The sequence below is a fragment of the Citrobacter sp. RHBSTW-00017 genome (assembly GCF_013797615.1).
Lineage (GTDB): Bacteria > Pseudomonadota > Gammaproteobacteria > Enterobacterales > Enterobacteriaceae > Citrobacter > Citrobacter braakii.
The window spans coordinates 4736529-4748433 of the sequence record NZ_CP056899.1 but is presented as its reverse complement, the minus strand read 5'-3'; the positions used below and the strand labels follow the sequence as shown (position 1 = coordinate 4748433).

Here is an 11905-nt window from a genome sequence, read left to right as displayed (position 1 = left end):
CGCCAGATTGTGCTAACTCCGACGGGAGCAAATCCGTGAAAGATTTATTAAAGTTTCTGAAAGCGCAGACTAAAACCGAAGAGTTTGATGCGATCAAAATTGCTCTGGCCTCGCCAGACATGATCCGTTCATGGTCTTTCGGTGAAGTTAAGAAGCCGGAAACCATCAACTACCGTACGTTCAAACCTGAACGTGACGGCCTTTTCTGCGCCCGTATCTTTGGGCCGGTAAAAGACTATGAGTGCCTGTGCGGTAAGTACAAGCGCCTGAAACACCGCGGTGTGATCTGTGAGAAGTGCGGCGTTGAAGTGACCCAGACTAAAGTACGCCGTGAGCGTATGGGCCACATCGAGCTGGCGTCTCCGACCGCTCACATCTGGTTCCTGAAATCTCTGCCGTCCCGTATCGGTCTGCTGCTCGATATGCCGCTGCGCGATATCGAACGCGTACTGTACTTCGAATCTTATGTGGTTATCGAAGGCGGTATGACTAACCTGGAACGTCAACAGATCCTGACTGAAGAGCAGTATCTGGACGCGCTGGAAGAGTTCGGTGACGAATTCGACGCGAAGATGGGTGCGGAAGCAATCCAGGCCCTGCTGAAGAGTATGGATCTGGAGCAAGAGTGCGAAACTCTGCGCGAAGAGCTGAACGAAACCAACTCCGAAACCAAGCGTAAGAAGCTGACCAAACGTATCAAACTGCTGGAAGCATTCGTACAGTCTGGCAACAAGCCAGAGTGGATGATCCTGACCGTTCTGCCGGTTCTGCCGCCAGATCTGCGTCCGCTGGTTCCGCTGGATGGTGGTCGTTTCGCAACATCGGATCTGAACGATCTGTACCGTCGCGTGATCAACCGTAACAACCGTCTGAAACGTCTGCTGGATCTGGCTGCGCCGGACATCATCGTACGTAACGAAAAACGTATGCTGCAGGAAGCGGTTGACGCCCTGCTGGATAACGGTCGTCGTGGTCGTGCGATCACCGGTTCTAACAAACGTCCTCTGAAATCTTTGGCCGATATGATCAAAGGTAAACAGGGTCGTTTCCGTCAGAACCTGCTCGGTAAGCGTGTTGACTACTCCGGTCGTTCTGTAATCACCGTAGGTCCATACCTGCGTCTGCATCAGTGCGGTCTGCCGAAGAAAATGGCACTGGAACTGTTCAAACCGTTCATTTACGGCAAGCTGGAACTGCGTGGCCTGGCCACCACCATCAAAGCCGCTAAGAAAATGGTTGAGCGTGAAGAAGCTGTCGTTTGGGATATCCTGGACGAAGTTATCCGCGAACACCCGGTACTGCTGAACCGTGCACCAACCCTGCACCGTCTGGGTATCCAGGCATTTGAACCGGTACTGATCGAAGGTAAAGCTATCCAGCTGCACCCGCTGGTTTGTGCGGCATATAACGCCGACTTCGATGGTGACCAGATGGCTGTTCACGTACCGCTGACGCTGGAAGCCCAGCTCGAAGCGCGTGCGCTGATGATGTCTACCAACAACATCCTGTCTCCGGCGAACGGCGAACCTATCATCGTTCCGTCTCAGGACGTTGTATTGGGTCTGTACTACATGACCCGTGACTGTGTTAACGCCAAAGGCGAAGGCATGGTGCTGACTGGCCCGAAAGAAGCTGAGCGTATCTATCGCGCAGGTCTGGCCTCTCTGCATGCGCGCGTTAAAGTGCGTATCACTGAATACGAAAAAGATGAAAACGGCGAATTCGTTGCGCACACCAGCCTGAAAGACACGACCGTTGGTCGCGCCATTCTGTGGATGATCGTACCGAAAGGTCTGCCTTTCTCCATCGTCAACCAGGCGCTGGGCAAGAAAGCAATCTCCAAAATGCTGAACACCTGTTACCGCATTCTGGGCCTGAAGCCGACCGTTATCTTCGCTGACCAGACAATGTACACCGGCTTTGCTTATGCAGCGCGTTCAGGTGCATCTGTTGGTATTGATGACATGGTCATCCCAGAGAAGAAACACGAGATCATCTCTGAAGCGGAAGCTGAAGTTGCTGAGATCCAGGAGCAGTTCCAGTCTGGTCTGGTAACCGCGGGCGAACGCTATAACAAAGTTATCGATATCTGGGCTGCGGCGAACGATCGTGTATCCAAAGCGATGATGGATAACCTGCAAACCGAAACCGTGATTAACCGTGACGGCGTAGAAGAGCAGCAGGTTTCCTTCAACAGCATCTACATGATGGCCGACTCCGGTGCGCGTGGTTCTGCAGCACAGATTCGTCAGCTGGCTGGTATGCGTGGTCTGATGGCTAAGCCAGATGGCTCCATCATCGAAACGCCAATCACCGCGAACTTCCGTGAAGGTCTGAACGTACTCCAGTACTTCATCTCTACTCACGGTGCTCGTAAAGGTCTGGCGGATACCGCACTGAAAACAGCGAACTCCGGTTATCTGACTCGTCGTCTGGTTGACGTTGCGCAGGACTTGGTTGTTACTGAAGACGATTGCGGCACGCTGGAAGGCATCACCATGACCCCGGTTATCGAGGGTGGTGACGTTAAAGAACCGCTGCGCGATCGCGTTCTGGGTCGTGTGACTGCTGAAGACGTTCTGAAGCCGGGTACGGCGGATATTCTGGTTCCACGCAACACGCTGCTGCACGAACAGTGGTGTGACCTGCTGGAAGAGAACTCCGTTGACTCCGTCAAAGTCCGTTCCGTTGTATCCTGTGACACCGACTTTGGTGTATGTGCGCACTGCTACGGTCGTGACCTGGCGCGTGGCCACATCATCAATAAAGGTGAAGCAATCGGCGTTATCGCGGCACAGTCCATCGGTGAACCGGGTACACAGCTGACGATGCGTACGTTCCACATCGGTGGTGCGGCATCTCGTGCGGCTGCTGAATCCAGCATCCAGGTGAAAAACAAAGGTAGCATCCGTCTGAGCAATGCGAAGTCGGTTGTTAACTCCAGCGGTAAACTGGTGATCACCTCACGTAACACCGAACTGAAACTGATCGACGAATTCGGCCGTACCAAAGAAAGCTATAAAGTGCCTTACGGCTCCGTTATGGCGAAAGGTGATGGCGAACAGGTTGCTGGCGGCGAAACCGTAGCGAACTGGGATCCGCACACCATGCCGGTTATCACCGAAGTGAGTGGTTTCGTCCGCTTCACTGACATGATCGACGGCCAGACCATTACTCGTCAGACCGACGAGCTGACCGGTCTGTCTTCTCTGGTGGTTCTGGATTCTGCAGAACGTACTGCGGGTGGTAAAGACCTGCGTCCGGCACTGAAAATTGTTGATGCTCAGGGCAACGACGTTCTGATCCCAGGCACTGATATGCCTGCTCAGTACTTCCTGCCGGGTAAAGCGATTGTTCAGTTGGAAGATGGCGTACAGATCAGTTCTGGTGACACCCTGGCGCGTGTTCCGCAGGAATCCGGCGGTACCAAGGATATCACCGGTGGTCTGCCGCGCGTTGCGGACCTGTTCGAAGCACGTCGTCCGAAAGAGCCGGCAATCCTGGCTGAAATCAGCGGCATCATTTCCTTCGGTAAAGAAACCAAAGGTAAACGTCGTCTGGTTATCACCCCGGTAGACGGTAGCGAGCCGTACGAAGAGATGATTCCGAAATGGCGTCAGCTCAACGTGTTCGAAGGTGAACGTGTAGAACGTGGTGACGTTGTTTCCGACGGTCCGGAAGCGCCGCACGACATCCTGCGTCTGCGTGGTGTGCATGCTGTAACTCGTTATATCGTTAACGAAGTTCAGGACGTATACCGTCTGCAGGGCGTTAAGATTAACGATAAGCACATCGAAGTTATCGTTCGTCAGATGCTGCGTAAAGCCACCATCGAAAGCGCTGGTAGCTCCGACTTCCTGGAAGGCGAGCAGGTTGAATACTCCCGCGTCAAGATTGCTAACCGCGATCTGGAAGCGAACGGCAAAGTGGGTGCAACATTCTCCCGCGATCTGCTGGGTATCACCAAAGCGTCTCTGGCGACCGAGTCCTTCATCTCTGCAGCATCGTTCCAGGAAACCACGCGTGTCCTGACCGAAGCCGCTGTTGCAGGTAAACGTGATGAACTGCGCGGTCTGAAAGAGAACGTTATCGTGGGTCGTCTGATCCCGGCGGGTACCGGTTATGCGTACCACCAGGATCGTATGCGCCGCCGCGCAGCGGGCGAACTGCCAGCTGCTCCGCAGGTGACTGCTGAAGATGCGTCTGCCAGCCTGGCAGAACTGCTGAACGCAGGCCTGGGTGGTTCTGACAACGATTAATCGTTGCTGACGCTAATAAAAAACCCGCTTCGGCGGGTTTTTTTATGTCGATGGATTTAAGATGTATTATGTTGGCCGGATAAGGCAGCAGCTGCCATCCGGCATGATGACGCCAGGCTTATGAGGCCTACGGCTTACGCCATCCGATCAGTTTACTGGTGGTAAGCGTCGATACAGTTCAATCATATCGCCTGCCAGATCCTGAATCACCATGGCATTCATCAGGTGGTCCTGCGAATGGACGGTGATGAGATTAACCGGTAGTTTGCCGGTACCTTCGTCAATTCCGATCAGTTGGGTCTGGATTTTATGCGCTTGTTTAACATACTCGCGTGATTCTATCATCGCGTGTTCTGCCCCGGCGAAATCACCTTTACGCGCCAGTTGCAACGCCGTCAGGGCTTGACTGCGCGCAGCTCCGGCGTTTACCAATAATTCCATGATGATCGTTTCTAACTCTTCCATGCCATCACTCCAGTAGTTTCAGCGCTTTGTCCAGTACCGCATCGCCTTTCATCATGCCGTAATCCATCATATCGATAACGGCGACTTTTTTTCCTAGCGGGTCGGCGAGCGCCTGCAGCTTGGCCTGTTCATACTTAACCTGTGGGCCGAGCAATACGATATCCGCAGTGGCGATATTCTCTTCAAACTCAGCCACCGGGACCGCTTTGATAGTGACGTCGACTCCTTTTTTCTGGGCGGCATCTTTCATCTTTTGCACCAGCATGCTGGTGGACATTCCGGCGGCACAGCATAAAACGATGTTTTTCATAAGCAGTCTCGATCAACATGTGTGGGTTGATAATTATCGCGAGCCAGCCGCAGCAACAACTGCTTTGCAACGATTGTGTGCAAGGCATCACAAAGAAAGTCACTTTTTCTGAAACCGGTTACAAAAAGAGGCTCAACCCTACGATCTGGCCCTGATTTGGCGATTGTTGACCCATTTATCATATGCAGGAATATATAATCACTGTTAATAAAGACATGTTATAAAAAACAGTATTGACAGCGTTTTTTAAACCCGTATGTTAATACTTAACAGCGGAGAAATTGTAGTTTGCTGTTAACGTAGTAAGTGTTAGTAGAGCTTGATTGGGGGTTGCGATAAAGGCCACGAAGTATTTTTGTATGGGATAGTCGATGCTGAAAACGCTATTTATTCACCTCGACAATGCTTTCAGGCCACGTAGTTGATATATCTAATCGCAAATAGTTAGTAAAGCGCGACGATGTAACGCCATGATTTAATAGTAAATGTTTGCGGTTTCTGTTTTCTGGTTATCGCAAGGGAAATAAGGCAACGCATCAAAGAGTATATGTCGCGAGGGGAAGTGTACTTGTTTAGGTCACCAGCCTTGAGTTCTATTATCAAGCGGGTGGAATGTGTTTAACGGTAAATAGAGGACGGTTTTAGTTAGTATCAATATCCAATATTATCTGTAGTAAACGTGTACATTTTAAAGTAGTACCATCAGCAGTATTAAATCGTTAAGTTTATTAATGTTAAATTTGAAGTGTGTAGTAACTTAAAGCCCTGACTGCAATGGTCAGGGCTTTTGTTCATTTTAGATCAAGTTGTTACCTGAAATGCTCAACCGCGATGGTGTAACATTTCGGTGCTAATCGATTATTAAATAAATTAATGCTTGCTTATTGATTAGAAGTAAGTCTACTATAGCGACATCGGTTTGATACACAGACCTTATGAAAGCAGTTTTAGTAAAGCAGTTCTCAGTTCAAGCGTTATCCTCAGATACTCTTCTTCATGAGCCTCCTCCCTAAGTGCCCCATAAGTTAATTTCTGCAAAACAGGCCATCTTCGCTGCTTAAGCGGCTCAAAAATATGAAAGGAAGTATCTATGTCTAACAAAATGACTGGTTTAGTAAAATGGTTTAACTCTGAGAAAGGCTTCGGCTTTATCACTCCTCAGGACGGTAGCAAGGACGTGTTTGTGCATTTCTCTGCTATCCAGAGTAACGATTTTAAAACATTAGACGAAGGTCAAAAAGTGGAGTTCTCTGTGGAGAATGGCGCTAAAGGCCCGTCTGCTGTTAACGTTGTCGCGCTGTAATCGCCGATAATTTCACTAATGCTTACAATAGCGATGAAGGCCAGAGCCTGAGCAGTTAAGTGACAGTGAAGAAAAAACCCGCGAAAGCGGGTTTTTTCGTTTTATGCGATTGCTCCGGACTTACGGCATCTGCGAAGCGCGTCCCAGATAGCTGTCCCAGTCCTTCCACACGGGCTGTAACCCCTGCGCCATTAGTGCTTCAGCAACGGCTTCTGGGCGACGGGCGTCGTGTGGGGAGAACTGTTCCAGTTCAGGATGGTTATCGGCATAACCGCCGGGCTGTGTTTTTGAGAAGGCGCTGACGTTGTTGATCGCCAGCGGGATCACATGATCACGGAACCATGGCGATTCGCGGGTGGAGAGCGACAGCTCAATTTCTGGCGCCAGTAAACGAAACGCGCAAATGGTTTGGACCAACTGTCGCTCGTCCATGATCGATGCGGGTTCAACGCCACCGGTGCATGGGCGCAGGCGAGGGAAGGAGATGGAGTAGCGGCTCTGCCAGTAATGCTGCTGCATCCACAGCAGATGTTCAGCCACCATATAGCAATCGACCCGCCAGCTGTCGGACAAACCAATCAACGCGCCAAGACCGATTTTGTCGATCCCTGCGCGGCCCAGCCTGTCCGGCGTTTCCAGTCGCCAGAAGAAATCCTGCTTTTTCCCCTTCAGATGGTGGCGAGCGTAAATCGCCTCATGATAGCTCTCCTGATACACCATCACGCCATCCAGTCCCAGCGTCTTCAGCTCCGCATATTCAGCTTCTGACAGCGGCTGAACTTCCATCTGTAACGAGGCAAACTGGCGGCGAATGGTGGGCAAATGGCGACGAAAGTAATCCATTCCGACTTTTGCCTGATGTTCACCGGTGACCAACAACAGATGCTCAAAACCCAGCTCACGGATAGCGGTACACTCTCGTTTTATCTCATCTTCGTCCAGCGTTTTGCGTTTGATACGGTTGCTCATGGAAAAGCCGCAGTAGGTGCAGTCGTTGGCGCAAAGATTCGAGAGATACAGCGGAACATAAAAGCTGACCGTGTTGCCGAAGCGCTGCCGGGTCAGGCGCTGCGCTCGCTGTGCCAACGGCTCCAGAAAGTCGGCGGCGGCAGGGGAGAGCAACGCCATCAGATCGTCGCGACTAAGCTGTGAAGCGTTGAGGGCGTGCTCCACATCAGCGGCGGTTTTACCGTTGATACGCAGGCGGATGTCATCCCAGTCAAGCTGGCGCCAGCGGTCGCTGAACGTTTTCATACGAAGGCCTCCAGGAATCCGGTTAACGGGCTGGTGGCGCTTGCCTGCGAACTTTTGCTTCCTGGTACCGCCTGGCGCGCCAGAAGGCCCGCTTCAACCGCCAGACGGAAGGCGGTAGCCATCGTGACCGGGCAGTCGGCCACGGCGATTGCCGTGTTGACCAGCACTGCGTCGGCACCCATTTCCAGCGCCTGTGTGGCGTGGCTGGGGACGCCGATACCCGCATCAACCACCACCGGTACGGTTGCCTGTTGGATAATAATCTCCAGCATCGCTTTCGTTTCCAGTCCCTGATTAGAACCGATGGGCGCGCCGAGCGGCATTACCGCCGCGCAGCCGACCTCTTCCAGCCGCTTACACAGCACCGGATCCGCGCCGCAGTAGGGCAGCACCACAAAGCCCAGTTTCACCAATGCTTCCGCGGCTTTTAACGTTTCAATCGGATCCGGCAATAGCCAGCGGGCGTCCGGGTGGATTTCTAATTTTAGCCAGTTTGTGCCCAGCGCTTCACGTGCCAGCTGGGCGGCGAAAATAGCCTCTTCCGCGGTTTTCGCCCCGGAGGTGTTAGGCAGCAGCGTCACCCCCGCGTCGATAAGTGGGGCCAGAATGGCATCGTTGTGCTGGCGCAAATCCACGCGCTTCATCGCCAGCGTCACCAACTGGCTGCCGGAGGCGCGAATCGCCTCGACCATCAGCTGCGACGAAGCAAATTTTCCGGTGCCGGTGAACAGATGTGAATCAAACGTTTTGTCGGCAATACGTAACATATCAACCCCCTGCAATAACCTGAAAAAGCAGGATCTGGTCGCCTTCCTGCACGATTTGCTGCTCCCACTGCTCGCGCGGCAGGATCTGCTGATTGAGCGCCAGCGCCGCTCCCGGTTTAAGTTGATTTAGCGCAGTGAGCAGCCCGCTGACGGTTTGTCCCTCGGCGCACTGCATCGGCTCATCATTGAACTGAATCTGCATGTTGTCCTCCGCAGACCGGGCAGCCGCTGGCACGACGCAGCGCGAGGCTGCGCCACTGGCTGGTTTTACCGTCGAACAGGCGTAGCTCCCCACTGGGAGTTTCAATGCCGCTGAGTAATTTAATTGCCTCCAGCGCCTGCAAGGTGCCCATCACGCCCACAACCGGGCCGACGATACCGGCGGTGCGGCAGTTGCGTTCCGGCTCTACATCATCCGGCCACAGGCAACGGTAACAGCCTTGTTCCCACGGTGGCGTCAGTACCATTAGCTGGCCGCCAAAGCCCACAGCGCTGGCGGTGATGAGCGGAGTGTTGAGCATCACGCAGGCGGCGTTAATTTCCTGGCGCGTCGCCATGTTGTCGGTACAGTCGAGCACCACGTCGGCACGCGCTACCGCATGCCGGAGCGCCTCACCGGTCAGCCGCTGCTCAAGGGCGACCAGCTCGCTGTCCGGATTAAGGCGTGCCAGATGTCGCTTTGCCGCCTGTGCTTTCGGGCGGGCGATATCATCGGTGGTGAACAATATTTGCCGTTGCAGGTTGCTCAGGTGAACGTCATCATCGTCCGCCAACGTCAGCGTGCCGACGCCCGCTCCCGCCAGATACAGTGCCGCAGGCGAGCCGAGTCCACCTAAACCGACGATCAGCACATGGCTATCGAGCAGCTTTTGTTGGCCCTCAATGGCAATGTCGCCGAGCAGGATCTGGCGGCTGTAGCGCATAAAATCGCGGTCATTCATCGCCGACTCCCGCAATGTCCAGTAGCTGCGCCGTGGCTGCCTGCCAGTCTGCGGCGTGGGTTATGGCGCTGACCACGGCAATGCTGCCAACGCCGGTCGCCAGCACCGCTGGGGCGCGCTCAAGGCTGATGCCGCCGATAGCGACAGTGGGGTAATCCGCCAGTCGTTTACTATGGCTTGCCAGCTGCGTGAGACCCTGCGGGGCCGACGGCATCTGCTTGGTTTGCGTCGGGAAGACATGACCCAGCGCGATATAAGAAGGCTTAGCAGCCAGCGCTACGTCTATCTCCATATCATCGTGAGTGGAAACACCCAGGCGTAGCCCCGCCGCCTGAATCGCCTTCAGGTCGGTGGTTTCGAGGTCTTCCTGGCCCAGATGCACGCCGTACGCGTTGTGCTTAATTGCCAGACTCCAGTAATCGTTGATAAACAGGCGAGCATCATAGCGACGCCCCAACTCTATGGCGGCAATGACGTCGGCTTCGACCTCTTCATCACGTTTATCTTTAATGCGCAGTTGGATCGTGCGCACACCTGCCTGCAGCAAGCGTTCAATCCATTCAACGCTGTCTACCACCGGGTACAGCCCGAGGCGGAACGGCACGGTCGGGAAATCAGGCTGGTACATCACGCCTCCTCTTTTTTGAGGTAGATTTCGCCGCCTTTGGCTCGGAAGTTCTCCGACATATCCGCCATTCCGATTTCAATGGTTTGTGCGGCGGCGTAGTCGCGGACCTCCTGGCTGATTTTCATCGAGCAGAACTTCGGCCCGCACATGGAGCAGAAGTGGGCAACCTTGCCGGACTCCTGTGGCAGGGTTTCATCGTGATAGGCGCGGGCGGTGAATGGGTCGAGTGCGAGGTTAAACTGGTCTTCCCAGCGGAATTCGAAGCGCGCTTTCGACATGGCGTTATCGCGGATCTGCGCTCCCGGATGGCCTTTGGCTAAATCAGCGGCATGGGCGGCAATCTTGTAGGTAATCAGCCCTTGCTTCACGTCTTCTTTGTTCGGCAGGCCAAGGTGCTCTTTTGGCGTGACGTAGCACAGCATTGCACAGCCAAACCAGCCGATCATCGCCGCACCAATGCCGGAGGTGAAGTGGTCATAGCCCGGCGCGATATCTGTCGTCAACGGCCCTAAGGTGTAGAACGGCGCTTCATGGCAGTGCTCCAGCTCTTCGGTCATATTGCGCTGGATCATATGCATCGGCACATGACCCGGGCCTTCAATCATCACCTGCACGTCGTATTCCCAGGCGATTTTGGTCAGTTCGCCCAGCGTATGCAGCTCGGAGAACTGCGCCTCGTCGTTGGCATCCTGAATCGAGCCTGGACGCAGGCCGTCGCCGAGAGAGAGCGAAACGTCATAGGCGGCACAGATTTCGCAAATCTCGCGGAAATGTTCAAACAGGAAGTTCTCTTTGTGATGAGAGAGACACCATTTCGCCATGATCGAACCGCCGCGCGAGACAATACCTGTCAGGCGTTTGGCGGTCATCGGCACGTAGCGCAGCAGTACGCCCGCGTGAATGGTGAAGTAGTCGACGCCCTGTTCGGCTTGTTCGAGCAGCGTGTCGCGGAAGGCTTCCCAGGTGAGATCTTCGGCGAACCCGTTAACCTTCTCCAGCGCCTGGTAGATCGGTACGGTACCGATCGGCACCGGGCTGTTACGCAGGATCCACTCGCGGGTTTCGTGAATATAGCGGCCGGTAGAGAGGTCCATCACCGTATCTGCGCCCCAGCGGGTTGACCACACCAGCTTCTCCACCTCTTCTTCAATGGAGGAGGTCACCGCCGAGTTACCGATGTTGGCGTTCACCTTCACCAGGAAGTTGCGGCCGATGATCATCGGCTCGGATTCCGGGTGGTTGATGTTGGCAGGAATAATCGCGCGGCCCGCAGCGACTTCATCACGCACAAATTCCGGGGTGATGTTTTCCGGCAGGCGAGCGCCAAAGTTCATCCCTGGATGCTGATGGCGCAGCACTTCACTACGAATGCGCTCGCGGCCCATGTTTTCACGGATGGCGATAAATTCCATCTCCGGGGTAACCATCCCCTGACGGGCATAGTGCAACTGGGTAACGCGCTTGCCGGCTTTGGCGCGTTTTGGCGTCAGCAGGCCGCTGAAACGCAGCTCGTCCAGGCCATCGTCGGCCAGACGTTGTTTGGTATAAGCGGAGCTACGGTCGTCTAATTCTTCGCTATCATTACGCGCCGCAATCCACGGCTGGCGCAGTTTCGCCAGACCCTGCTGAACGTTAATCGTCACATCAGGATCGCCGTACGGCCCGGAGGTGTCGTACACCGGCACGGCTTCGTTCTCTTCAAACTGCGGGTTGTCTTTCGTACCACCAATCAGCGTAGGACTTAGCTGGATTTCGCGCATCGGGATGCGAATATCCGCCTGCGAACCGGTGATGTAGATGCGTTTTGAGTTAGGAAAGGCGGTACCTTCCAGCGTGTCGATAAAGTGTTGGGCTTGGGCGCGCTGTTCGCGGCGTGATGGTTTAGTAGTGGCAGACATAGCTCATTCCAAATAAAAGTAAGGATATGGCTTGTCAGACGACGGATGAAGCAAGAGAGACGAACGCCAAAGGGCGATAC

Annotated in this window: 10 protein-coding genes; 2 read left to right on the top strand and 8 right to left on the bottom strand. The window is 54.2% G+C overall.

All coding sequences use genetic code 11. The features are described 5' to 3' along the window. The first annotated feature begins 35 nt into the window (after positions 1-35). Positions 36-4259 (top strand): DNA-directed RNA polymerase subunit beta', encoded by a 4224-nt coding sequence (gene rpoC, locus HV037_RS22890; protein ID WP_016155301.1) that lies wholly within the window; start codon positions 36-38, stop codon positions 4257-4259. Positions 4260-4406: 147 nt separating this feature from the next. On the opposite strand, the gene HV037_RS22885 is transcribed toward rpoC, so the two are convergent. Next, entirely contained in the window at positions 4407-4724 is a 318-nt protein-coding gene (locus HV037_RS22885; protein ID WP_047415986.1) for a PTS lactose/cellobiose transporter subunit IIA, read from the bottom strand. Positions 4725-4728: 4 nt separating this feature from the next. Continuing rightward, positions 4729-5034 (bottom strand): PTS sugar transporter subunit IIB, encoded by a 306-nt coding sequence (locus HV037_RS22880; protein ID WP_016155303.1) that lies wholly within the window; start codon positions 5032-5034, stop codon positions 4729-4731. Positions 5035-6124: 1090 nt separating this feature from the next. Between HV037_RS22880 and HV037_RS22875 the strand changes: the two genes are divergently transcribed. Continuing rightward, a complete protein-coding gene (locus tag HV037_RS22875; RefSeq protein WP_016155304.1) occupies positions 6125-6337 on the top strand; it encodes an RNA chaperone/antiterminator CspA in 213 nt (70 codons plus the stop codon). A 120-nt stretch (positions 6338-6457) separates the two neighbouring features. Here HV037_RS22875 and thiH read toward each other — a convergent pair whose 3' ends face one another. From thiH to thiC, 6 genes are read right to left on the bottom strand one after another with little or no spacing between them, the layout of a single operon-like run. After that, complete coding sequence (thiH, locus tag HV037_RS22870; RefSeq protein WP_016157943.1) at positions 6458-7591, bottom strand: 2-iminoacetate synthase ThiH; 1134 nt, start codon at positions 7589-7591, stop codon at positions 6458-6460. Further along, positions 7588-8358 (bottom strand): thiazole synthase, encoded by a 771-nt coding sequence (thiG, locus tag HV037_RS22865; protein ID WP_047415991.1) that lies wholly within the window; start codon positions 8356-8358, stop codon positions 7588-7590. The genes thiH and thiG overlap by 4 nt, the downstream gene beginning before the upstream one ends. Position 8359: 1 nt before the next feature. After that, positions 8360-8560 carry a sulfur carrier protein ThiS gene (gene thiS, locus HV037_RS22860; RefSeq protein WP_016155307.1) on the bottom strand — a complete coding sequence of 67 codons (201 nt, stop codon included), beginning with the start codon at positions 8558-8560 and terminating at the stop codon, positions 8360-8362. Next, a complete protein-coding gene (locus tag HV037_RS22855) occupies positions 8541-9299 on the bottom strand; it encodes a HesA/MoeB/ThiF family protein (RefSeq protein ID WP_103284369.1) in 759 nt (252 codons plus the stop codon). Before HV037_RS22855 ends, thiS begins: the two co-directional genes overlap by 20 nt. Then, positions 9292-9927 (bottom strand): thiamine phosphate synthase, encoded by a 636-nt coding sequence (thiE, locus tag HV037_RS22850; RefSeq protein ID WP_049270242.1) that lies wholly within the window; start codon positions 9925-9927, stop codon positions 9292-9294. The genes HV037_RS22855 and thiE overlap by 8 nt, the downstream gene beginning before the upstream one ends. Next, a complete protein-coding gene (thiC, locus tag HV037_RS22845; RefSeq protein WP_181500159.1) occupies positions 9927-11825 on the bottom strand; it encodes a phosphomethylpyrimidine synthase ThiC in 1899 nt (632 codons plus the stop codon). Before thiC ends, thiE begins: the two co-directional genes overlap by 1 nt. Between the last annotated feature and the right edge of the window lie 80 nt (positions 11826-11905).